The sequence below is a fragment of the Curtobacterium sp. MCLR17_051 genome, from assembly GCF_003234395.1.
Taxonomy (GTDB): domain Bacteria; phylum Actinomycetota; class Actinomycetes; order Actinomycetales; family Microbacteriaceae; genus Curtobacterium; species Curtobacterium flaccumfaciens.
Genome location: NZ_QKTA01000012.1, coordinates 90,990 through 113,427, shown reverse-complemented (window position 1 = coordinate 113,427; position 22,438 = coordinate 90,990). Strand labels below are relative to the sequence as shown.

Below are 22,438 nucleotides of genomic sequence, written 5' to 3'. Positions count from 1 at the left end.
CCCCCGCACCACACCGAAACGAGCCCCGTGCACCCCGTCCGCATCGACTCCCTCGACGATCCCCGCCTCGACGACTTCGCCCGTCTGACCGACGTGGCACTCCGCCGGGTCTCGGAGCCCGAGGGCGGCCTGTACATCGCCGAGTCGAACACGGTCATCGAGCGCGCGGTCCGCGCCGGACACGTGCCGCGGAGCATCCTGGTGCAGGAGAAGTGGCTCGACAGCGTCCTGCCCCTGGTCGCGGAGCACGACGGGCCGGTCTTCGTCGGTGCCGACGCCCTGCTCGAGGAGCTCACCGGCTTCCGGATGCACCGCGGTGCGATCGCTGCGATGCAGCGTCCCGAGCTGCCGAGCGTCGCCGACGTGGTGCGGGACGCGAAGGTCGTCGTCGTGCTCGAGGACATCGTCGACCACACGAACGTCGGCGCGGTGTTCCGCAGCGTCGCCGGCCTCGGCGCCGACGCGGTGCTCGTCAGCCCGCGGTGCGCCGACCCGCTGTACCGCCGGAGCGTCCGGGTGAGCATGGGCACGGTCCTGCAGGTGCCGTGGACCCGCATCGGCGACTGGCCCGCGGCGGGCGAGGAACTCCGCGCGCAGGGCTTCCACCTGGCCGCGATGGCGCTGACCGACGAGTCGGTCGACCTCGACGCCTTCGTGGCGGACCTGCCGGACAAGGTCGCGCTCGTGATGGGCACCGAGGGGCAGGGGCTGACGCCGGCCGCGATCGCCTCGGCCGACACGACGGTCCGGATCCCGATGGCGCACGGCGTCGACTCGCTCAACGTGGCCGCGGCGAGCGCCGTCGGTCTGTGGGCGGTCACCCACGCCCGGCGGCTCGCCTCCTAGCGAACCACCGAGACGGTCGGGAGGCCCGGGGCGGCCTGGTCCGGCAGCATGCGCCCGGCACGGATCACCAGGGCACGGTCGGTGGCCGGCCCGCCCACCAGGCAGACGCCGACGGGCGCGCCGTCCACGGTCAGCGCCGGTGCACTCACCGCGGGCAGGCCGCCGACGCTCGCGAGCGCGGTCATCGCCGTGGTGGCGGTCCGGGTGCGCTCGAGCGCAGCGGTGTCCGCGTCGAGCAGCGGAGCGGGTCCGGGCACGGTCGGGAACAGCAGCGTCCGACCGGCGAGGGCACGGCGGATCGTCGCACGGACCTCATCGAGGCGTGCGACGGCGTCGGCGGTCGCGTCGGGGTCGTTCGCGCGTGCCGCCCGGAACCGGTCACCGACGACGGGGCTCAGTGCGCCGGGGTGCGCGTCGATCCAGGGGCCGTGGGCGGCGAGTGCCTCGGCGGCCTGGACGAGGCGCATCTGCTCCTGCAGTGCTGCGGGGTCCGGGATGCCGAAGTCCCGCAGCCGGACGGTCGCGACGGGTTCGTCGAGTGTCGCGACGAAGGCGGTGAAGGACCGGGCGACGGCCGGTTCGACGAGTGCGACGAGTTCCTCGGGGACGACGAGCACGGTCCCATCGGAAGCCCCTGCCGTCGCGGGCGGCGGCACGGTGGCGTCGAGGGCGGCGAGCAGCACACCGGGGCTCCGCGTGAGCCACCCCACGGTGTCGAACGACGGCGCGAGCGGGAGCAGCCCCTCGCGGGACACGGTGCCGTGGGTCGTCCGGAGGCCCCAGAGTCCCTGGTACGAGGCGGGGACCCGCACCGATCCCGCGGTGTCCGTGCCGATCCCGACCTCGGCCGTCCCGAGGCCGACGGCCGATGCGGATCCGCTGGACGAGCCTCCAGGCAGTCGGGTGGGAGCCGCGCTGTTCGGCGGCGTGCCGTGGTGCGTGTTCCGGCCCGTCAGGTTGTAGGCGAACTCGTCGGTGCGCGCGATCCCGCGGATCGAGGCGCCGGCGGCGAGGAGCGCGGCGACCGCTGCGGCGGGCGCGGTCTCGACGGGGGCCTCGCGCAGGTACGTCGGGTTGCCCGCGCCGACGGGCTGGCCGGGGACGGCGTAGAGGTCCTTGACGGCGACGGTCAGGCCGTCGAGCGGTCCGGAGGCGGTGGGGGCGACGAGCGGGTCGCCGACGGCCCGCCAGACGGTGGTGTCGACGGACTTCGGGCGGCCGGTGACGTGGGCCGCTTCGATGCGCCAGCGGGGGCCGGCGCCGGTGTCGCCGTCGTGGGTCTCGCGTTCGCCGGTGTCGCCGTCGCGGCGCCAGAGCTGGGTCTGGAGGCCCTGCCCACCCGCCGCGAACCGGGACACCGACACGACGAGGGCACGGTCCTCCGTCAGGGGGCGGACCTCGACGTGCGTCAGCGACCGGGTCGCGACCCCACCCCGCGCCCCGCGGAACGCGCTGATCGCGTCGTGCCCGACGAGCAGGCCGCGGTCGTCGCCGCGCATCGTGCCGGGGGAGTCGACGAACGCGGCGTCGAGGGCGTCGAGGTCGTTCGCCAGCAGGGCGGCCTCGTAGGCGTCGAGCGCCTCGAGCAGTCCGTCGGGTGCCGTCGACGTGTGCGGCGCGGTCATCGGGCGGGCTCCTCGAAGTCGGCCTTGCGGATGCGGGCGTGGACACCGGTGACCAGGTCCACCACCTGCGAGATGTTGAAGTCGGTCGCTGCGGACAGGTACGCGTACGCCAGGTGGCGTTCCATGCCCCAGCGCGCGCCGAGGATCGCGACGGCGTGCCGGACGCACTGCCGGACGGCCTCGTCGAGGTCCGGGTCCATGCCCGTGGGCACGAGGAACTCCTGCGTCTCGGCGACGGGCCAGACCAGGTCCCCGAAGCGCGCGGCGGCCTCGGCTGCCGGGGTCAGGTCGAAGCGGATCGTCGCGCGGAGCGAGGCCTCCATCGCGGTGAGCGCCACCTCGCCGTCGCCCTGGGCGAAGTGCGGGTCGCCGACGTGGGCGAGTGCGCCGGGGACGAGCACCGGCAGGTGCAGCTGGGACCCGGCCTGCAGCAGGTTGACGTCGATGTTGCCGCCGTGGCGACCGGGCGGCACCGAGTGCAGCCGCTCCCCGGGGGTGGCGACGCCCATGATCCCGAGGAACGGGGCGAGGGGGAAGTGCGCGAAGCGGTCGCCGGCGGCGGTGAGCGGGATACGGCCCCGCCGGCCCTGGTCGGTGTCGACGACGTCGGCGAAGACGCTCACCGTCGTGCCGTCGACCGGGAACTCACCGTGCAGGGCACCGCGGCCGTGCCGGTTCGACACGACGCCGTAGTGCACGCGGGGCAGGGTCTCGAGGACCGTCATCGTCAGCACGTCGCCGGGACGGGCACCGCGCACCGCGATCGGCCCGGACACCACGTGCGGTCCGTCCGACGCGGGGTCGCGGTGACCGGAGCGGGCGATCGCGACGGCGTCGGCGAGGACGTGCTCCGGAGCGACGCCGTGGTCGCCGAACCAGGCGACGGGGTCGCTGCCCTGGTCGGGGAGGATCCCCTCGTGGCTGACGGTGTCGATCGTGACCGACTCCCCGGGGCCGATCGTCAGGGCCGGGGTGTCACCGTCGCTCGGCAGTCGGCCCCAGAGGACGGTCTCCGGGTCGACTGGCAGGGCGTGGTCACCGCGGACGGGTCCGGTGCCGGGCTGCAGGGTCGCCACCGCGGGGGCGGTGGTCTCGCGTGTGGTGGTGCGGTGTGTGGTGGTCATCGTTCCGTCCTCCGTTCAACCAGGTGGGCCACGTCGGCCAGGTGGTCGGCCATCGCCCGCGTCGCGCCCGCGACGTCGTGCTCCCGGACCCGCTCGAGGATCCGCTCGTGCCACTCGAACGACGACCGGCGCCCCTCGCTGGTGCTGTGCGAGCGGGCACGGACGTCCTGCACCCAACCGCTGCTGAGCTCGCACAGGGACACGAGCAGGGGGTTCCCCGAGGTGCGGGCGACCTGCACGTGGAAGGCGACGTCCTGGGCGAGCGACTCCTCCGGGCTGAGCCCCGCGTGGGTGGCGGCGAGGATGCGTTCCAGGGTGAGCAGGTCGGCCTCGCCAGCCCGCGCCGCCGCGAGTCCGGCGACCTGCGGCTCCACGACGGTCCGGAACTCGGCGACGTGCTCAGCCCGGTGGTCCAGGTCGTCGCGGTGGTGGTCGAGCAGGGCGGATGCTTCCTCCGGTCGCGGCAGCACGACGGTGCCACGGCCGGGGGTCCGGGAGACCAGGCGACGGCGCTCGAGCTCCTGCAGCGCCTCCCGGATGGTCGTGCGGGACACGGCGAGGTCCTCGGCGAGGGTGCGTTCCGGCGGCAGCTTGTCGCCGGGCTGCAGGTCGTCGAGCACGAGCGTGCCGAGGTGGGCGGCGGTCGCCGCGCTCAGGGTCCGTCCACGGTGCATGCCCTCGACCGTAGGGCCGGTTGGTCTGCTTGGTTCATTGGTACGACCATCTTTTACACGGCCGTCACACGGGGCGTCGGAACCCGAAACACGGCGGGCGAATGGTGGAGCACGTCCCACCCGCACCGACCGGAAGAGGGGTTCGACGTGGACCTGGTCCTCACCAACGCACGGCTGACCGACGGTCGATCCGTCGACGTCACCATCGCCGACGGCGTGATCGTCAGCGTGGCCGACGCGCTGCCCGGTGCCGCCGCTCCCGCTGGTTCCGCTCGCGTGGTCGACTGCGCCGGACGTGTGCTCATCCCCGGGCTCATCGAGGCACACCTGCACGTCGACAAGGCCCTGCTCGACCGGGAACGCCCGAACCCCGACGGCACCCTCGCCGGCGCCATCGCCGTCACGGGGGAGCTCAAGCGCGGCTTCACCCACGCCACCGTCCGCGACCGCGCCCGCACCCTGCTCGACCAGGCCATCACGAACGGCACCACGCTCGTCCGCGCACACCCCGACGTCGACCCGATCGTCGGGCTCACCGGCGTCGAGGTGCTGCTCGACCTGCGCGACGAGTACCGGGACGCCCTCGACCTGCAGATCGTCGCGTTCCCCCAGGAGGGCATCGCCAAGGCACCGGGCACCCTCGCGCTGCTCCGTCAGGCGCTCGCCGCGGGGGCGGACGTCATCGGGGGCTGCACCTACAACGAGCACACCCTGGCCGCGTGCCACGAGCACGTCGAGACCGTCCTCGACCTCGCCGAGGAGTTCGGGGTGCCGGCCGACCTGCACGCCGACTTCGCCGACGACACCTCCGACCCGCGGTACGCCCTCGCCGGGCACATCGCCGACCGCGTGACCGCCCGCGGGCTGCAGGGGCGGGTGGCGCTCGGGCACGTGACCTCGGTCGCGAGCCTGCCCCGCGGCGAGCGCCGGGCGTTGTTCGACCGTCTGGCAGCTGCCGGGGTCGCCGTCGTGCCGCTGCCCGCGACCGACCTGCACCTGGGCGGCCGGTCCGACGACCACGACGTGCGTCGCGGGGTCGTGCCGGTCCGCGAACTCTGGGACGCCGGGGTCACGAGCGCGTACGCGTCGAACAACGTCCGGAACGCCTTCACCCCGTTCGGCAACGCCGACCTGCTCGACGTCGGGCTGCTCCTGGCGCAGACCGGGCACCTGTCCGGCCCGGACGACCTGCGACGGGTGCTCGACATGGCCACCACGGGGGCGGCCGAGGTCGTCGGCGTCGCGGACACCCACGGCATCCGGCCCGGCGCCGCCGCCGACCTCGTGGTGCTCTCCACCACCGACCCGGACGGCGTCCTGCTCGACCGGCCGGACCGCGCCCTCGTCCTCAAGCGCGGCCGGGTCGTCGCCGAGACGACCCGGACCACCCGCCTCACCACCAGCCGCACCACGAACCGATCGAAGGAACTCAGCCATGCGTGAACGGATCCCGCACGAGATCGTCGCCTCCGTCCTGGCCGGTGCCACGGCGTTCATCGGGGGCAACGCCCTGCACCTGCCGACCTGGGCGATCTTCATCAGCTGGGCGGGGATGTTCCTGCTCGGCAGCAAGCCGACGCTGCGGAACGCCACGCGCCTGTGGGCCGCGATGCCGATCGGCTCGGCGTTCGGCCTGGTCATCGTCCTGCTCGACCAGCGGTTCGGGACCCTGTTCGGCGAGGGGCAGGCTGCGCAGAACACCGTGCTGGCGCTGCTCATCCTCGTCGTGAACTGCGCCCTGATGTACACCGGTCGCACGAAGCTGTTCGGGCTCGTCCCCGGCATGTTCCTCGGGTTCGCCTCGTTCTTCGCGACCTGCTTCGGCGGCTTCGGCTTCGACCCGGGGAATGCCTGGGCCGCCTGGGGGTCGGTCGTGCTGATGAACGCGCTCGGGCCGGTGTTCGCCTACCTGTCCCGTCGCCTGACCTTCGCCCGGGCCGAGACGACGGGCTCGGCCGGTTCGGCCGACCCGGTCGTCGCGACCGATGCCGGCGGCACAGCGACCCCACCTCTTGCTCCGGAACGGCAGCCCGACCAGCCCGTCGCAGCCTCGGCCTAGGAGCGGACCGGTACGCTCGGGTCCCGTGTCACGAGTCGTCCGCCGCCCCCGCTCCGCCGTCCGGAGGCCGGTCACGATCTCGGTGGTCGCCGTCCTGCTCCTGGTGGCGGGGTACCTCGTCGCCGCGGCCGTCGTGCCGTTCGGCCCGGCGAGCGCCAGCACCACCACGTACTCGGCACCGAAGACGACCGTCCCGGCGCTGAGCTTCCCGGGGTACGGCGCGACCGCGGTCGAGGCGACGGACTTCCCGGAGAGCCTGCGCACCAGCGGTGACACGAAGCCCCGGTCGATCGCGAGCATCACGAAGGTCGTCACGGCGCTCGTGGTGCTCGACGAGAAACCGATGGCCGCGGGGGAGTCCGGTCCGTCCATCCGCTTCACGAAGCAGATGGAGGGCCTGTACGCCAAGTACGCCGCGCAGAACGGCGAGGTCGCCCCGATGCCCGCCGGCCTGAAGCTCACCGAGCACCAGACGTTCCAGGTGATGCTCATGAAGTCGGCGAACAACTACGCCGGCGCACTCGCCATCTGGGCCTTCGGGTCGATCGCCGCCTACGAGCACGCGGCGAACGACTGGCTCGACGAACACGGCCTGGACGACACCACGATCCACGAGCCGACCGGCCTCGACCCGGACAACACCTCGACCGCCACGGACCTGGTCGAGCTCGGGCAGCTCGCGCTGGCGAACCCGGTGGTGAAGGACATCGTCGGCACCAAGGACGTCACGATCCCGACGGTCGGCGAGATCGAGAACTCGAACAAGCTCCTGGGGCTCGACGGCATCGAGGGGATCAAGACCGGCACCCTCGACGAAGCCGGCGCCTGTCTGCTGTTCGCGGCGACGTACGAGCGCGGTGGCAAGGACGTCACCGTCGTCGGCGTGATGCTCGGCGGTGTCGACCACGACTCCCTCGACGTCGACGTGCAGCGGTTGTTGCGGTCCGTGGCGGACAACTTCCAGGTGGTGACGCTCACGCACCAGGGGCAGACCTTCGGCACCTTCTCGACCCCGTGGCAGGACGAGGCCGACGCGGTCACGACGAAGGCTGCCGAGGTGCTCGTGTGGGGCAAGACGACCGTGACCGCGAAGGCGAAGCTCGAGCAGGTGACCTTCGGCACGAAGGGTGAGCGGGTCGGGCAGGTGCGGTTCCGCATCTCCGACCACGACCCGGTCACGGTGCCGCTCGTGCTCGAACGCACGATCGACGACCCCGGCGTCTGGTGGCGCTGGACGAACCCGTTCCAGGGGGCGTGACGCCCGTCGGCCGCCGACCGTAGAGTCGGTCGGGTGACGACGATGACGACGTTCCCCCGGACCACCCCCGCCGCCCTCGGCATCGATCCCGGTGGTGTGACCGCCCTGCTCGACGCCCTCGAGTCCACGCCCGGCGTGGAGCCGCACAGCATCATGCTGCTGCGGCACGGCCAGGTCGCAGCCGAGGGCTGGTGGCAGCCCTACGCCGCGGACCGCGTGCACCTGCTCTACTCCCTGAGCAAGAGCTTCACCGCCGCCGGCGTCGGCATCGCCGTCCGGGCGGGCCTGATCGACCTCGACGCGACCGTGCTGTCGTACTTCCCGGAGCTCGACGCCGACGTCACCGACGAACGCAGTCGCCGCATCCGCGTCCGGCACCTGCTCGCGATGGCGAGCGGCCACCGCGAGGAGACGATCGACCGCGCCCAGGCCCTCGACCCGACGAACACGGTGCGCGGGTTCCTGCTGGTCCCGCCGGACGAGGAGCCCGGCACGGTCTTCGCCTACAACCAGCCGTGCACGTACACCCTCGCCGAGATCGTCCGGCGGGTGACCGGCGGGTCCCTCGTCGCGTGGCTCCGCCCGCACCTGCTCGACCCGCTCGGCATCGACGACCTCGCCTGGCGCCGCGACGACACCGGCGCGGAGCTCGGCTACAGCGGGTGCTACGCGCCGACCGACGCGGTCGCCAAGCTCGGCCAGCTGTACCTGCAGGGCGGCGTCTGGGACGGCGAGCGGATCCTCGACGCCGACTGGGTCGAGCAGGCGACCAGCACGCAGGTCGCCAACCCGGACGAGGCCAACCCCGACTGGTCCCAGGGCTACGGCTTCCAGTTCTGGATGGCCCGCCACGGCTTCCGCGGCGACGGCGCATACGGCCAGTTCTGCATCGTCCTGCCGGAGCACGACGTCGTCCTCGCGATGAACGGTCAGAGCCTCGACATGCAGGCCGTCCTCGACGCGGTCTGGGAACACCTGCTGCCCGCCGTCGACCGCGCGTCCGACGCGGCGTCGGCATCCGCCCTGGAGGCCCGGCTCACCTCCCTGGGACTGCCCGCCGTCGACGGTGGGCCGCTGCAGGGCCTCGCCGACGCCGGTCCGCTGGCCCGCGACGGCGACGGGTGGCGGCTCACGCTCGACGTCGACGGCGGCTCCCTGTCGGTGCCGGTCGGGCAGGGGGAGTGGGCCGTGGAGGGCCCGCTCGCCGCGAGCGGTGCCGTCGCGGACGACGGGACGGTCCGTGTCGACGTGCGGTTCGTCGAGACCCCGCACCTGGCGCACGTCCGGATCGACCCCGCCACGGGATCGACGACGACGAGCTGGCAGACCGAGCCGCTGCACGACGGACCGCTCACGCTGCGGCGCCCAGCGGACTGAGGGCCCGCGGCTCCGCGGCCTCTCGTCCCTCGGCTCCGCGCCGCGTCTACGGGGTGTCGGAGGGGTGCTCCGTGACGATCTGCAGCTCGGGCCGCTTCGCCGACACCCCGTCGCCGGACGAGGTGTGCTTGATGCGCCGGACCACCCACGGCACCAGGTACTCCCGGGCCCAGCCGAGGTCCTCGGCACGGGCCTCGCGCCACGGCCGAGCCTCCAGCGGGTCCGGGTTGAACGGTTCGAGCCCGTGCGGCACGCCGAGGGTGTCGAGCACCGCCGCGGCGATCGTCGAGTGGCCCATCGGGGAGTGGTGCAGGCGGTCCGGGGCCCACATCCGCGGGTCCCGGAGCACCCGGAGTGCCCACATGTTCGCCACCAGGGCGCCGTGCTTCAGGGCGATGGCGTGCAGGTTCTCGTTGTAGATCGCCGTCTTGCCACGGACCATGCCGAGCACGGGGGTCATCCCGACGTCCGGGCCGGTGAACAGGACGACGGTGGCTCCGTCGCGGCGCAGGTCGGCGACGAGCCGGTCCACGCGCTCGGCGAGCTCGTCCGGGTCCGAGCCGGGGCGGATGATGTCGTTGCCGCCGGCGGACACCGTGATGAGGTCCGGGTGCAAGGCGACGGCGGCCTCGGCCTGCTCGTCGATGATCTGCTGCAGCAACCGCCCGCGGATCGCGAGGTTCGCGTAGGCGAAGTCGTCGGTCTGGTGTGCGAGCACCTCGGCGACGCGGTCCGCCCAGCCGCGGTTGCCGCCCGGGACGGTGGGGTCGGGGTCCCCGATGCCCTCGGTGAACGAGTCACCGATCGCGACGTACCTGGTCCAAGGATGACGATCTGACACGTCCCGGACCCTAGTCTCGTGGCATGACGAAGGCCAACACGGACGCCGTCGGCTGGTCGGTGCCGGACGAGCTGCTCAGCCGCATCGCCGAGCGCGCCCCCGGCTACGACGCCGCGAACGCGTTCTGCACCGAGGACCTCGACGAGCTCCGCGCCGCCGGCTACCTGCGGATCGGCGTCCCCGTCGAGCAGGGCGGTGCGGGCCTCGGCCTCCGCGCCACCGCGCGGGTGCAGCGCGCCCTCGCCCAGGCCGCACCGGCGACGGCACTCGGTCTCGGCATGCACCAGGTGTGGGTGCAGGCGGCCCGCGTCGTCCGTGCGCGAGGCGAGTCGTTCCTCCAGGCCGTCACCGACCACGCTGCGGACGACCACCTGCACGCATTCGGGGTGAGCGAACCCGGCAACGACGCCGTGCTGTTCGACTCGTCGACGACTGCGGAGCCGGACGGCGACGGCGGCTACCGGTTCACCGGCACGAAGGTCTTCACGTCCCTCGCACCGGCGTGGGACGTCATGAGCGTCTTCGGCAAGGACACCTCGGGGCCGGAGCCACGGCTCGTGCACGGGTTCGTCCTGCGGTCCGACGGCGACGTCGAGCACCTGGACGACTGGGACACGCTCGGGATGCGCGCGACGCAGAGCCGCACCACGAAGCTGCTCGGCGTGCACGTCCCCGCCGACCGCATCGTCCGGTCGCTGCCGGTCGGGCCGAACCAGGACCCGCTCGTGTTCGGGATCTTCGCGTCGTTCGAGCTCCTCATCGCCTCGGTGTACGCCGGCGTCGCGGAGCGGGCGATCACGCTCGCGGCGGCCGCCGTGGCGGGGCGGACCGCGGCCGACGGGACCCCGCGGTCGCAGGACCCGGACGTGCGCCGGGCGATCGCCGACCTGCGCGGTGCGGTCGACGCGATCACGCTGCAGGTCGACTCGCTGGCGCGGTCGGTCGACGAACTCGACGAACTCGACGACCTCGGAGCCCGCTGGTTCCCGCTGCTCGTCGGCACCAAGGCCCGGGCCGTGGACACCGCGCAGCACGTCGTGGACGAGGCCATGCGCGTCGTCGGCGGCTCGGCGTTCCGGTCGTCGAGCGAGCTGGCGCGGCTGGCGCGGGACGTCCGGGCGGGGCAGTACCACCCGTCGTCGCGGGACTCCGCGGCGCGGACGATCGCCGCGTCGGTGCTCGGCCCGCTCGGCTGAGCGCTGCGCTCGGGGCTGCCTAGTGCCTGGTGCGAGGTTGGCGTGGCCGCGCACGGTGCCGGGTCCGTCGGCCGGTGCGAGCTTGCTCGCTCGGTGCTGCCCTGTGGTGCCGCACGGTGCAACCATCTCGGCACCGAGTCGCGAAGGGCGCACGGTGCGGTGGGCGCGACGGCGTCGTGGCGTGGCGCCGCACGGTGCTGGGTCCGTCGGCTGGTGCGAGCTTGCGCGCTCGGTGCTGCCCTGTGGCGCCGCACGGTGCAACCAACCCGGCACCGAGTCGCGAAGGGCGCACGGTGCGACGGCGGGCGAGCAACCGTGCACGACGGGACGAACCGCGCACCGAGCGGCCGTGAGCACGCCCGGGCACGGCGATGTCGGCGGTGCCTGGCATCATCTCGGTGTGAGCAAGCAGGACGGACGGAACCGCCTCGTCTCCGACGCACCGGTGGACGACGTCTCGGCGACCGTGCTGCACGTCGACATGGACGCCTTCTTCGCCTCCGTCGAACTGCTCGACCGCCCCGACCTGGTGGGGCTGCCGGTCATCGTCGGGCACGACTCCGACCGCTCCGTCGTCACCGCCGCCACCTACGAAGCCCGTCGCTACGGGGTCAACTCCGCAATGCCGATGGCCATCGCGAAGCGCCGCTGCCCGAACGCCGTCATCGTCGAACCGCACTTCGAGAAGTACCGGGCGCAGTCCGCCGCGGTGATGGCGATCTTCGACCGGTTCACCCCGCGGGTCGAGCGCCTCGGCATCGATGAGGCGTTCCTCGACGTCGCCGGCGCCCTCCGCCTGTACGGCACCCCGTGGCAGATCGGCCAGGCGATCCGCCGCACGGTCTTCGCCGAGACCGGTCTGCACTGCTCCGTCGGTGCGGCATCGACGAAGTTCGTCGCGAAGCTCGCGTCCAGCCGGTCGAAGCCGGACGGCCTGCTCGTGGTGCCCGCCGCCGACACCGTGGCGTTCCTGCACCCGCAGCCGGTGTCCGCGCTCTGGGGCGTCGGCGGCAAGACGCAGGAGACGCTCGAACGCCGGGGCATCCGCACGGTCGGCGACCTGGCGAACACCCCGCTCGGGTCACTGGTGTCGGCACTCGGCCCGGCCGGCGGGCAGCGGCTGCACGACCTGTCGTGGGGTCGCGACCCGCGCGTGGTCGACACCGGCGTCGGTGAGAAGTCGATCGGGCACGAGGTCACGTTCGGCCGCGACCTGACCGAGCGCGACGACGTTGCCCGTGAACTCCTGCGCCTGGCCGACAAGGTCGCCGTCCGCCTGCGCCAGGCCGACGTGCAGGCCCGGACCGTGGCACTGAAGGTCCGGTACACCGACTTCACCACCCTGACCCGGTCGCGCACCCTGGCGGAGCCCACCGACGTCGCGAAGCGCCTGCACCGCGAAGCCGTCGAGCTGTACGACGTGCTGCACCGACCGGGCAACCAGATCCGGCTGATCGGGGTGCGCGGCGAGAACCTCGTGCCCGCGGCCGCGAGCAACGCCCTGTGGGACGACGACGCGCCGTGGCGCGACACCGAGACCACGGTCGACGCGGTCGCCGCGCGCTTCGGCGCCGGCGTGCTCCGACCGGCATCCCTGGTCCGCCGGACCCCTGACGGCGGCGTCCCGCACGCTCGGCAGGACTGACGGTGGCGGTAGAATCGGGTTCAGTGAGCGCAGCGGAGTACGAAGACCAGCAGCCCGCCACGCTGTGGGCGGAGTCGGGTGACGACCAGTCCGGCGCAGGCGGATCGTCGCCGACGAACGACGGCAGCCAGGCGCACCAAACCCAGGCGCACGGTGACGCAGCCCGCGCCGAAGCCGATGCCGCGGCACTGGCCGAAGCGGCCGGCAACTCGGCCGTCCAGCACCTGTCGCCGGCGTTCCCGGACCGGGCCGCCTGGGGCACGGCCTCGAAGCTCCGCGCCTGGCAGATCGAAGCGCTCACGAAGTACTTCGAGAAGGAACCCCGCGACTTCCTCACGGCCGCGACCCCCGGCGCCGGCAAGACCACCTTCGCGCTGCGGCTGGCGACCGAGCTCCTCGCCCGCGGCACCGTCGACCGCATCGTCGTCGTGGCCCCGACCGAGCACCTGAAGCGCCAGTGGGCCGACTCCGCCGACCGTGTGGGCATCCGGATCGACCCGATGTTCAAGAACGGCGACGGCATGTTCGGCCGGCACTACCAGGGCGTCGCGATCACCTACGCCCAGGTCGGCATGAACCCCGAGGTGCACAAGCGCATCACCGAGGGCGGCCGCACCCTGGTCGTCCTCGACGAGGTGCACCACGGTGGCGACGCCCTGACGTGGGGCGACGGCATCCGAGAGGCGTTCTCCGGCGCCACCCGCCGGCTCTCGCTGTCGGGGACCCCGTTCCGGTCCGACACCGCACCGATCCCGTTCGTGCAGTACGCCCCCGACGAGCAGGGCATCCGCACCTCGATCTCCGACTACAACTACGGCTACGGCCGAGCCCTGAAGGACGGCGTCGTCCGCCCCGTGCTGTTCATGGCCTACGCCGGACAGATGCGCTGGAAGACCCGGATGGGCGACGAGATGTCGGCCTCCCTGGGCGAGCAGGTCACGAAGGACATCACGGCCCAGGCCTGGCGCACCGCGCTGTCACCCGAGGGCGAGTGGATGCCGGCCGTGCTCTCCGCCGCCGACAAACGCTTGACCGAGGTCCGTCGCGGTGTGCCCGACGCCGGCGGCCTGGTCATCGCCACCGACACCACCACGGCGCGCGCCTACGCCCGGATCCTGCAGCAGATCACGGGGGAGCGTCCCACCGTGGTGCTGTCCGACGAAGCCGCCGGGTCGAGCCGCATCAGCGCGTTCGCCGACGACACCTCGCGCTGGATGGTGGCCGTCCGCATGGTCTCCGAGGGCGTCGACGTCCCACGGCTCTGCGTCGGCGTCTACGCCACGAGCGCGAGCACGCCGCTGTTCTTCGCCCAGGTGATCGGCCGCTTCGTGCGTGCCCGCCGCCGCGGTGAGACCGCGAGTGTCTTCCTGCCGAGCGTCCCCGGCCTGATGGCCCTCGCCGCCACCCTCGAGCTCGAGCGCGACCATGCCCTCGACCGCCCGAAGGACGCCGACGACGGCATGTACAACCCCGAAGACGCGATGGTCGCCGAGGCCAACAAGGAAGACCGCGCGTCCGAGAGCCTGCTCGAGGTCCAGCCGTTCGAGGCGCTCGACTCGCAGGCGTCCTTCGACCGCGTCCTCTACGACGGCGGTGAGTTCGGCACCGGCGGCGAGGTCGGTTCCCTCGAAGAGCTCGACTTCATCGGCATCCCCGGGCTCCTCGAACCCGACCAGGTGCGCGACCTCCTGCGCGCGCGACAGGCGACGCAGGCGAAGCGTTCCAAGGGCCGCACGGCCAAGGACGGCATGCCGAAGCCGCCCGAGCCCGACCGACCGATGTACATGACGATCAAGGAGCAGCGCACCGAGCTCGCCCGGCTCGTGTCGATCTGGTCCCGGCACTCGAACGAACCGCACGGATCGATCCACGCCGAACTCCGACGGATCAGCGGTGGACCGGCCGTGGCGCAGGCGAGCATCGAGCAGATCCAGAAGCGCATCGACATCCTGCGCTCCCGCATCGGCGGACGACGGTGACCCCGGCGTGATCGAGCCGGTCGACGACCGCACCTGGTACGTCAAGCGCGACCCCGAGGCGTCACCCGAGGCGATCATCGACCGCTTCGGAGGCGGCTACCGACTGCGCCGCTTCTCGCTCACCGAGTCCCGCCGCACCCCGCACGGGGTGTTCACGGGGCCCGAACTGGCCGAGACCGCGTGGTGGCGGCTCCGCGACAGGCCGCGGAACTCATGACGCGCCAAGCCAAAGTCCGGTAGACCGGAGGAATGGCAGACTCGATCCCTCACGTCCTCGTCCTCGGCGGCGGCTCCGCTGGCTACACCACGGTCAAGCAGCTCCAGAAGCACGCGGCCACGGTGCCCATGCGCATCACGCTCGTGGACCAGAACACCTACTACACGTACCTGCCGTTCCTGCCCGAGGTCGCGGGTGGCCACATCGCGCCGAAGGACGTCACCGTCGAGCTGCGCCGTGCACTGCGCAAGACCCGGGTGATCCAGGGCAAGGTCACCGCGATCTCCTCGGCGGACAAGACCGTCTCGATCGCGACCGCCGGCGGCGACGACCGCACCCTCGGCTACGACCACCTCGTCGTCGCCCTCGGTTCCGTCACCCGCACCTTCCCGACCCCCGGGCTCGAGGAGTACGGCGTCGGCTTCAAGAGCGTCGAAGAGGCCGCCTACGTGCGCGCCAAGCTCCTCGACAACATCGCGAAGGCCGCTGCCACCCGTGACGAGGACGAGCGTCGCCGTCTGCTGACCAGCGTCTTCGTCGGCGGCGGCTACACCGGCGTCGAGGCGATCGGTGAGCTCTTCGACGTGTCGCAGGCTGCCATCAAGACCTACCCGTCGCTCGCCGGTGAGCAGCCCCGCTGGGTGCTCATCGACGCCCTCGACCGCGTCGCGCCCGAGGTCGGCCCGGAGCTGTCCAAGTGGACGCTCGAGTCGCTCCGCGCCCGCGGCATCGACGTCCGCCTGAAGACCACCATGCCGAGCGCCGAGGGCGGTGTCGTCAAGTTCTCCGACGGCGACGAGTTCGCCACGGGCCTGCTCGTCTGGACCGCGGGCGTCAAGCCGAACCCGCTCCTCGACGCCTCCGATCTGCCGCGCGGGCCGAAGGGCCACCTCGCCGCGAACGCGAAGCTCCAGGTCGAGGCCGAGGACACCCACCAGGTCGTCGAGGGCGTCTGGGGCCTGGGTGACGTCGCGCAGGTGCCCGACCTGACCGCCGACAAGCAGCCGGCGTTCTACCCGCCGAACGCCCAGAACGCCGTGCGCCAGGCCGTGGTCGCCGCCGACAACATCGTCGCGACCATCACCGGCAAGCCGCTCGAGGAGTACCGCCACCCCTCCATCGGCACCGTCGCGTCGTACGGTGTCGGCAAGGGTGCCGCGAACATCAAGGGCATCAAGATGACCAACCTGCTCGCGTGGCTCGCGCACCGCGCGTACCACGTGTACGCGATGCCGACCCTGAACCGGAAGGCCCGCATCATCATCGGCTGGATCACCGGTGCGGTGTCGGGTCGCGACGCGACCTCGCTCATCAAGGAGACGGACCCGCGACGCAACTTCGTCGAGGCGTCGAAGAGCTAGACGCACCCACAGATCGGACGGGAGGCGCGGTGCCAGCTGGCACCGCGCCTCCCGTCCGTCGGTGCGGACGCCCACCGCTTGTCCGCCATCTGCGGTCCTGGGTCCGTTCCAACGTGGCGCGCGCCAGCGTTGACGCGACGAACGAGAGGAGCGTCCATGCGCGCCATGACGTACCGCGGCCCCTACCGGATCCGCGTCGAGGAGAAACCGGATCCCCGGATCGAGCACCCGAACGACGCGATCGTCCGGGTGGAACGGGCCGCGATCTGCGGGTCGGACCTGCACCTGTACCACGGCATGATGCCCGACACCCGGGTCGGGCACACGTTCGGCCACGAGTTCATCGGGGTGGTCGAGCAGATCGGCTCGTCCGTCGAGACCCTGTCGGTCGGCGACCGCGTGATGGTCCCGTTCAACATCTTCTGCGGCACGTGCTGGTTCTGCGCCCGCGGACTCTTCGCGAACTGCCACAACGTGAACCCGAACGCGACCGCGGTCGGCGGGATCTACGGATACTCGCACACCACCGGCGGGTACGACGGCGGGCAGGCGGAGCGCGTGCGGGTGCCGTTCGCCGACGTCGGACCGCAGGTGATCCCGGACTGGCTCGACGACGACGACGCCCTCCTCATGACGGACGCACTGAGCACCGGGTACTTCGGGGCGCAGCTCGCGTCGATCCGTGAGGGCGACACCGTCGTGGTGCTCGGTGCCGGGCCGGTCGGACTGTTCTCCGCGGCGTCGGCGTGGTTCATGGGAGCCGGTCGGGTGATCGTCGTCGACCAGCTCGAGTACCGGCTCGAGAAGGCCCGGAGCTTCGCGCACGCCGAGACGATCAACTTCGCCGAGGTCGACGACGTCGTGCTCGAGATGAAGAAGCAGACCGACTTCCTGGGTGCGGACAGCGTGATCGACGCCGTCGGAGCCGAGGCGGACGGCAACTTCACTCAGCAGGTCACCGCCTCGAAGCTCAAGCTGCAGGGCGGGTCCCCGACGGCGCTCAACTGGGCGATCGACGGCGTCCGCAAGGGCGGCACGGTCTCGGCAATCGGCGCGTACGGGCCGATCCCGAGCGCGGTCAAGTTCGGTGACGCGATGAACAAGGGCGTCACGATCCACACGAACCAGGCGCACGTGAAGCGCCAGTGGCCGCGGTTGCTCGAGCACATCCAGGCCGGACACTTCAAGCCGAGCGACATCATCACGCACCGCATCCCCCTCGAGCACATCGCCGAGGGGTACCACCTGTTCTCGTCCAAGCTCGACGGTTGCATCAAGACCGTCGTCGTGCCGTGAGGAGGCCCGACATGTCCGACCACACCCCGTACATCGCCGATCCACCCCGAAGAGTGCCGTCGGCCGAGGAACTCCGTGCCCGCATCCCGGGGTGGGGGAGCGACCTCGACCCGGCGGACCGGCCGTCCGTTCCGAAGCTCTCCCGCGAAGCCGGTTCGGCCACCGGAGCCCACTGGGACCGCCCGCCGCAGCAGGACGGTGCGCACGGCCGGGAGCGCTCGATCGAGCACGCCCACATGACGCCGGTGTTCGGCACCGCGCAGCCCCTGCACGGTGTCGCCGGAATCGTCCGGCGGTACGCCTACCGGCGGTTCAGCGAGGGCCGCCTGGCGCACTGGATGCTGCTCGTCGTCGGGGACCGCGTGGACGTCGCGACGCACCGGGTGACCGATGCGCTCCGGGGTCGGCCGGACCGGGTGATCAGCGAGACCGGCGTCGCGGCGGAGCGTGGGAACCACCCCGTTGCGTCGCGGCTGGGGTCGAGTCGGTCGGACTGGCGGCACCAGGTGCTCGACCCGGTGGTCGCGAACTGGGGCTGGCTGGCGGCGCTCGGCGCCGTCGTGCTGGTGGTGCGGCGGGTGCGCCGCTCGCGCTGACCGCGCGTGGTGCGCGGCGCGCGGTGCCCACTCGGTGCGACGTTGTCCCGTCACACGGAGTGCGCAACGTCACACCGGCCCGCGACGCGCGCACGTTCCGGCCTGGAGGCGGGCTACGGCCCCGCCCCGCGCCTCCAGTCCGCACGTCCCGCGTCCACCCGCGCGCACCGACGCTGCGCGGAGAACGTCCTGAGCGAAGCGAGGCGGCGCGGGCGGGGATCGCCCTGAGCGCAGCGAAGTGGCGCCCCAGAGGCGGTGACGCCCTGAGCGCAGCGATGGCGGCACTCGCCGGGAAGACACAACAGAAAATGCCCCCCGACCGAAAGGTCAGGGGGCACGCATTTCTGTGTCCGAGAGGGGACTTGAACCCCTACGCCCTAATACGGGCACTAGCACCTCAAGCTAGCGCGTCTACCAATTCCGCCACCCGGACAGGGTGTCTGGTGTCTGTTTCCCGGGTTGAACCCGGCGTTCCTGCCGAGAGAAGACACTAGCACGGGTCTGAACGCGCGATGAACACGGTCGCGCATCCCGGGCGAGTCCTGCGCGCGCTGTCCCGGCGACGGGGTCGGTGCCGACCGATACCGTGGAGCCATGACGAACCCGGAGCCCTCCGAGCCGAAGTCCGTGCCCGAGCTCGAGGCCACCGCGGCGATCGCCCGCGACCTCATCCGCATCGACACGACGAACTGGGGCGAGGGGAAGTCCCGTGGTGAGACGGAAGCAGCCCACTACGTCGAGGACAAGCTCCGCGCGCTGGGTCTCGAGCCGCAGTTGTTCGAGTCGGAGCCGGACCGGGTGAGCGTCGTGGCGCGGGTGCCCGGTCGGAACCGTGACAAGCCGGCGCTCGTGGTGCACGGGCACCTCGACGTCGTGCCGGCCGACCCGGCGAACTGGTCGGTCGACCCGTTCGGTGGCGTGGTCAAGGACGGGTCGCTGTGGGGTCGGGGCGCCGTCGACATGAAGAACATGGACGCGATGATGCTCACGTCACTGGCCGACGTCATCGAACAGCACGGTGCGCCGGAGCGTGACCTGGTGATCGCGTACTTCGCCGACGAAGAGGCCGGGGGAGTCCTGGGGTCCCACCACGTGGTCGACCAGCACCCGGAGGTCTTCGCGGGGGCGTCGGCGGCGATCAGCGAGGTCGGCGGGTACTCGATCACGCTCGGTGACCGTCGCGCCTACCTGCTGCAGACCGGCGAGAAGGCGCTCATGTGGGTGAAGCTGATCGCGCGCGGCACCGCTGCCCACGGCTCGCACGTGATCCGCGACAACGCCGTCACGAAGCTCGCGGCGGCGGTCGCCCGGATCGGCAGCGAGGAGTGGCCCGTCCGGCTCTCGGCCACGACGGACGCGATGGTGGCCGAGGTGGCGCGGTTCCTCGGGGTCGACCCGACGGTCACCGGCCCGGACGAGGTCGCGCTGGCCACCGGCTCGGCGTCGCGGTTCATCCACGCCGCGCTGCACACCACGTCGAACCCGACGGTGCTGACGGCCGGCTACAAGCACAACGTCATCCCGGACACCGCCGAGGCCCTGGTGGACATCCGCTGCCTGCCGGGTGACGAGGAGACCGTGCTCGAGCGGGTGCGGGGGCTCGCCGGGCCCGACGTCGAGGTGGCCATGTCGTTCCGCGACATCGGCCTCGAGCAGGACTTCGGCGGCCCGCTGGTCGACGCCGTCCGCGACGTCCTCGGCCGGCACGACCCGGGCGCACCGGTCCTGCCGTACCTGCTGTCCGGCGGCACCGACAACAAGGCGCTCTCGACGCTCGGCATCGCGGGGTACGGGTTCGTGCCGCTGCAGCTGCCGGCCGGTGTCGACTTCCCCGCGATGTTCCACGGCGTGGACGAGCGGGTGCCGCTCGACTCGCTGGCGTTCGGTCGGCGGGTGCTGGGCGACCTGCTGGCCACGTACTGATATTGTTCATGGTCGCCGTCGTGGCGGTGCTTTGACCGACCTCCCCCCCGAAAGGCCCGTGCGATGCACATCCTCGAGGCGATCTTCCTCGGCTTCGTCCAGGGGCTCACCGAGTTCCTGCCCGTGTCCTCCAGCGCGCACCTGCGCATCGTGGGGCTCTTCCTGCCCGACGCGAAGGACCCCGGTGCGGCCTTCACCGCGGTGACGCAGCTCGGCACCGAGACCGCGGTGCTCATCTACTTCTGGAAGGACATCACCCGGATCATCGGGCGGTGGCTCCGGTCGGTGGTCAAGCGTGACGTGCCGAAGGGCGACCCCGACGTCCGGCTCGGCTGGCTGGTGATCCTCGGCACGATCCCGATCGGGATCGCCGGGCTCCTGCTCAAGGACTCGATCGAGACCACGTTCCGGTCCCTCTGGATCGTCGCGATCGTCCTCATCGTGTTCGGTGTCGTGCTCGGGGTGCTCGACCGTGTCGGCCGCAAGGAGCGCCGGATCGAGCAGATGACGTTCCGCGGTGGTCTGCTCATCGGCCTGGCGCAGATGCTCGCCCTGGTGCCCGGTGTGTCCCGTTCCGGTGCGACCGTGTCGATGGGTCTCGCCCTCGGGTACACCCGCCCGGCGGCCGCGCGGTTCGCGTTCCTGCTCGCGATCCCGGCGGTGTTCCTGTCCGGGTTCTACGAGGCCGCGACGAGCCTCGGCGACCACGGCTCGCCGTTCGGACTCGCCGACACGCTCATCGCCACCGTCGTCGCGTTCGTGGTCGGGTTCGTCGTGATCGCGGCGTTCATGAACTACATCAGCAAGCGCAGCTTCATGCCCTTCGTGGTTTACCGGATCGCACTCGGTATCGTGCTCATCGTGTTGTTGTCGCTCGGAGTGATCCAGCCGTGAGGGCCTGGCAGGCCCCATCCGTCCCCGACGTCCCCGGCGCCGCACCCCGACCGGTCGTCCACGACACCGCAACGGGCAAGCCGGTGGACCCCGCCCGCGACGAGGACCGTGCCGCGCTGTACGTCTGCGGCATCACGCCGTACGACGCCACGCACCTCGGCCACGCGGCGACCTACCTGGCGTTCGACACGCTCGGCCGCGCCTGGCGTGACGCGGGGCTCGACGTCGAGTACGCGCAGAACGTCACCGACGTGGACGACCCGCTGCTCGAGCGTGCCGCCCGCGACGGCGTCGACTGGCGTGAACTCGCTGCCTCCCAGGTCGACCTGTTCCGCCGCGACATGGAGTCGCTGCGGATCCTGCCGCCGGACGACTTCGTGGCCGTCACCGACGAGGTCGAGCGCGTCGCCGAGGCGGTCTCGTTCCTGCAGGAGTCCGGCTACGCGTACGAGGTCCCGACGGACGGCGCCGAGGGCGACGACCTGTACTTCGACGTGAACCGCCCCACCGACGCATGGACCCTCGGTGACGAGAGCGGCCTGGACCGCGAGACGATGCTCGCCCTCGCAGCCGAACGCGGCGGCGACCCGGATCGTCCGGGCAAGCGCCACCCGCTCGACCCGCTGCTGTGGCGCGCCGCGCGTGACGGCGAGCCGGCCTGGGACACCGAGATCGGCCCCGGGCGCCCCGGCTGGCACATCGAGTGCAGCGTCATCGCCGGTGACCGCCTCGGGCTGCCGATCAGCGTGCAGGGCGGCGGGAGCGACCTGGTCTTCCCGCACCACGAGATGAGCGCCGGGCACGCTGCGGCCCTCGCACACCAGCCCCTCGCGAACGCGTTCGTGCACACCGGGATGATCGCCTACCAGGGCACGAAGATCTCGAAGTCGCTCGGCAACCTCGTCACCGTGCGCGGGCTGCTCGACGACGGCGCCGACCCCCGTGCCATCCGGCTCGCGCTGCTGTCGCACAAGTACTCCGACGACTGGGAGTGGTTCGACACCGAGCTGACGAGCGCCCAGACGCGGCTCGCCGGCTGGGACGCCTGGGCCTCGGGATCCTCCGCCGGGCACGCCGACGACGCGGCGGACGTCGCGGCACGCATCCGCGCGCGGGTCTCCGACGACCTGGACACCCCCGGTGCGGTCGCCGCGGTCGACACGGCGATCGCCGGTGGCACGGCGTGCACGCCGGAGCTCCTCGACCTGATCGACGCGCTGCTCGGCATCCGCCTGGCCTGACCTGCGCGGACGCGACATGTCGCGTGCGCGCCGGCGAGGGGTCAGAAACTGTCGCCGAGGTGGGCCGCAGCCGACAGTTTCGCGTGCGTGCCGCCGAGGGGTCAGGAACTGTCGCCCGGGCGGGCCGCAGCCGACAGTTCGTTACCACTCGCCGGCCGTGAGCGGGGTGTCGTGACCGTTCGCGGCCGCCGGTCGGGAGGCCCGTGGCGGGACAGACCCGGGCCTCCCGTCCGCTGTGTGGTCGCGACAGGTCGCGTGCGCGCCGCCGAGGGGTCAGGAACTGTCG

19 protein-coding genes and 1 tRNA gene are annotated in these 22,438 nt (G+C 72.2%); 15 read left to right on the top strand and 5 right to left on the bottom strand.

The genetic code is table 11. The features are described from left to right. The first annotated feature begins 27 nt into the window (after nt 1–27). Nucleotides 28–846 (top strand): RNA methyltransferase, encoded by an 819-nt coding sequence (locus DEJ06_RS11575; RefSeq protein ID WP_071403769.1) that lies wholly within the window; start codon nt 28–30, stop codon nt 844–846. Here DEJ06_RS11575 and DEJ06_RS11570 read toward each other — a convergent pair. Genes DEJ06_RS11570 through DEJ06_RS11560 form a run of 3 tightly spaced genes read right to left on the bottom strand, consistent with a single transcriptional unit; the run spans nt 843 to nt 4,269 of the window. Further along, entirely contained in the window at nt 843–2,471 is a 1,629-nt protein-coding gene (locus DEJ06_RS11570; RefSeq protein ID WP_111039377.1) for an AtzH-like domain-containing protein, read from the bottom strand. The two genes, DEJ06_RS11575 and DEJ06_RS11570, sit on opposite strands and share 4 nt — an antisense overlap. Next, a complete protein-coding gene (locus tag DEJ06_RS11565; RefSeq protein WP_111039376.1) occupies nt 2,468–3,595 on the bottom strand; it encodes an acetamidase/formamidase family protein in 1,128 nt (375 codons plus the stop codon). The genes DEJ06_RS11570 and DEJ06_RS11565 overlap by 4 nt, the downstream gene beginning before the upstream one ends. Next, a complete protein-coding gene (locus DEJ06_RS11560; RefSeq protein WP_111039375.1) occupies nt 3,592–4,269 on the bottom strand; it encodes a FadR/GntR family transcriptional regulator in 678 nt (225 codons plus the stop codon). The genes DEJ06_RS11565 and DEJ06_RS11560 overlap by 4 nt, the downstream gene beginning before the upstream one ends. Nucleotides 4,270–4,416: 147 nt before the next feature. Between DEJ06_RS11560 and DEJ06_RS11555 the strand changes: the two genes are divergently transcribed. The 4 genes from DEJ06_RS11555 to DEJ06_RS11540 are packed head-to-tail and all read left to right on the top strand — an operon-like array spanning nt 4,417 to nt 8,963. Further along, nucleotides 4,417–5,712 (top strand): amidohydrolase family protein, encoded by a 1,296-nt coding sequence (locus tag DEJ06_RS11555; RefSeq protein WP_111039374.1) that lies wholly within the window; start codon nt 4,417–4,419, stop codon nt 5,710–5,712. Then, on the top strand, nt 5,705–6,328 hold the full coding sequence (locus DEJ06_RS11550; RefSeq protein ID WP_111039373.1) for a DUF1097 domain-containing protein: 624 nt from the start codon (nt 5,705–5,707) through the stop codon (nt 6,326–6,328). The genes DEJ06_RS11555 and DEJ06_RS11550 overlap by 8 nt, the downstream gene beginning before the upstream one ends. A 25-nt stretch (nt 6,329–6,353) precedes the next feature. Beyond that, on the top strand, nt 6,354–7,586 hold the full coding sequence (locus tag DEJ06_RS11545; RefSeq protein ID WP_146243475.1) for a D-alanyl-D-alanine carboxypeptidase family protein: 1,233 nt from the start codon (nt 6,354–6,356) through the stop codon (nt 7,584–7,586). 42 nt (nt 7,587–7,628) lie between these two features. After that, nucleotides 7,629–8,963: a serine hydrolase gene (locus DEJ06_RS11540; protein WP_181436746.1), complete on the top strand. Its 1,335-nt coding sequence runs from the start codon at nt 7,629–7,631 to the stop codon at nt 8,961–8,963. A 46-nt stretch (nt 8,964–9,009) separates the two neighbouring features. On the opposite strand, the gene DEJ06_RS11535 is transcribed toward DEJ06_RS11540, so the two are convergent. Further along, nucleotides 9,010–9,804, bottom strand: a complete 795-nt coding sequence (locus DEJ06_RS11535; RefSeq protein WP_071244716.1) for an SGNH/GDSL hydrolase family protein — start codon at nt 9,802–9,804, stop codon at nt 9,010–9,012. 23 nt (nt 9,805–9,827) lie between these two features. On the opposite strand from DEJ06_RS11535, the gene DEJ06_RS11530 reads away from it, so the two are divergent. The 7 genes from DEJ06_RS11530 (at nt 9,828) to DEJ06_RS11500 (ending at nt 18,094) form a co-directional block, all read left to right on the top strand. Continuing rightward, nucleotides 9,828–11,000 (top strand): acyl-CoA dehydrogenase family protein, encoded by a 1,173-nt coding sequence (locus tag DEJ06_RS11530; protein ID WP_111039370.1) that lies wholly within the window; start codon nt 9,828–9,830, stop codon nt 10,998–11,000. A 400-nt stretch (nt 11,001–11,400) separates the two neighbouring features. Further along, entirely contained in the window at nt 11,401–12,645 is a 1,245-nt protein-coding gene (gene dinB, locus DEJ06_RS11525; RefSeq protein ID WP_111039369.1) for a DNA polymerase IV, read from the top strand. Nucleotides 12,646–12,833: 188 nt separating this feature from the next. After that, nucleotides 12,834–14,624, top strand: coding sequence for a DEAD/DEAH box helicase (locus DEJ06_RS11520; RefSeq protein WP_071403990.1), 1,791 nt, complete (start codon nt 12,834–12,836; stop codon nt 14,622–14,624). A gap of 7 nt (nt 14,625–14,631) precedes the next feature. Beyond that, nucleotides 14,632–14,841 (top strand): hypothetical protein, encoded by a 210-nt coding sequence (locus DEJ06_RS11515; protein WP_017887301.1) that lies wholly within the window; start codon nt 14,632–14,634, stop codon nt 14,839–14,841. 32 nt (nt 14,842–14,873) lie between these two features. Then, nucleotides 14,874–16,202 (top strand): NAD(P)/FAD-dependent oxidoreductase, encoded by a 1,329-nt coding sequence (locus DEJ06_RS11510; RefSeq protein ID WP_027465651.1) that lies wholly within the window; start codon nt 14,874–14,876, stop codon nt 16,200–16,202. Between the two features lie 156 nt (nt 16,203–16,358). Continuing rightward, entirely contained in the window at nt 16,359–17,498 is a 1,140-nt protein-coding gene (locus DEJ06_RS11505; protein ID WP_111039368.1) for a zinc-dependent alcohol dehydrogenase, read from the top strand. Between the two features lie 11 nt (nt 17,499–17,509). Next, nucleotides 17,510–18,094, top strand: coding sequence for a hypothetical protein (locus DEJ06_RS11500; protein WP_111039367.1), 585 nt, complete (start codon nt 17,510–17,512; stop codon nt 18,092–18,094). 347 nt (nt 18,095–18,441) lie between these two features. Here DEJ06_RS11500 and DEJ06_RS11495 read toward each other — a convergent pair. Further along, nucleotides 18,442–18,527, bottom strand: a tRNA-Leu gene (locus tag DEJ06_RS11495). 161 nt (nt 18,528–18,688) lie between these two features. On the opposite strand from DEJ06_RS11495, the gene DEJ06_RS11490 reads away from it, so the two are divergent. The 3 genes from DEJ06_RS11490 to mshC all read left to right on the top strand — a co-directional run bounded on the left by DEJ06_RS11490 (nt 18,689) and on the right by mshC (nt 22,152). Then, entirely contained in the window at nt 18,689–20,017 is a 1,329-nt protein-coding gene (locus DEJ06_RS11490) for a M20/M25/M40 family metallo-hydrolase (RefSeq protein ID WP_111039366.1), read from the top strand. Nucleotides 20,018–20,080: 63 nt separating this feature from the next. Beyond that, nucleotides 20,081–20,911 (top strand): undecaprenyl-diphosphate phosphatase, encoded by an 831-nt coding sequence (locus DEJ06_RS11485; RefSeq protein WP_111039365.1) that lies wholly within the window; start codon nt 20,081–20,083, stop codon nt 20,909–20,911. Next, nucleotides 20,908–22,152, top strand: a complete 1,245-nt coding sequence (gene mshC / locus DEJ06_RS11480) for a cysteine--1-D-myo-inosityl 2-amino-2-deoxy-alpha-D-glucopyranoside ligase (protein WP_111039364.1) — start codon at nt 20,908–20,910, stop codon at nt 22,150–22,152. The genes DEJ06_RS11485 and mshC overlap by 4 nt, the downstream gene beginning before the upstream one ends. The last annotated feature ends 286 nt before the right edge of the window (nt 22,153–22,438 follow it).

Coding starts and splice junctions, on each gene's coding strand:
- DEJ06_RS11570 (WP_111039377.1), bottom strand. CDS start 2,471: ATGACCGCGCCGCACACGTCGACGGCACCCGACGGACTGCTCGAGGCG.
- DEJ06_RS11565 (WP_111039376.1), bottom strand. CDS start 3,595: ATGACCACCACACACCGCACCACCACACGCGAGACCACCGCCCCCGCG.
- DEJ06_RS11560 (WP_111039375.1), bottom strand. CDS start 4,269: ATGCACCGTGGACGGACCCTGAGCGCGGCGACCGCCGCCCACCTCGGC.
- DEJ06_RS11550 (WP_111039373.1), top strand. CDS start 5,705: ATGCGTGAACGGATCCCGCACGAGATCGTCGCCTCCGTCCTGGCCGGT.
- DEJ06_RS11540 (WP_181436746.1), top strand. CDS start 7,629: ATGACGACGTTCCCCCGGACCACCCCCGCCGCCCTCGGCATCGATCCC.
- DEJ06_RS11530 (WP_111039370.1), top strand. CDS start 9,828: ATGACGAAGGCCAACACGGACGCCGTCGGCTGGTCGGTGCCGGACGAG.
- DEJ06_RS11510 (WP_027465651.1), top strand. CDS start 14,874: ATGGCAGACTCGATCCCTCACGTCCTCGTCCTCGGCGGCGGCTCCGCT.
- DEJ06_RS11505 (WP_111039368.1), top strand. CDS start 16,359: ATGCGCGCCATGACGTACCGCGGCCCCTACCGGATCCGCGTCGAGGAG.
- DEJ06_RS11500 (WP_111039367.1), top strand. CDS start 17,510: ATGTCCGACCACACCCCGTACATCGCCGATCCACCCCGAAGAGTGCCG.
- DEJ06_RS11490 (WP_111039366.1), top strand. CDS start 18,689: ATGACGAACCCGGAGCCCTCCGAGCCGAAGTCCGTGCCCGAGCTCGAG.
- DEJ06_RS11485 (WP_111039365.1), top strand. CDS start 20,081: ATGCACATCCTCGAGGCGATCTTCCTCGGCTTCGTCCAGGGGCTCACC.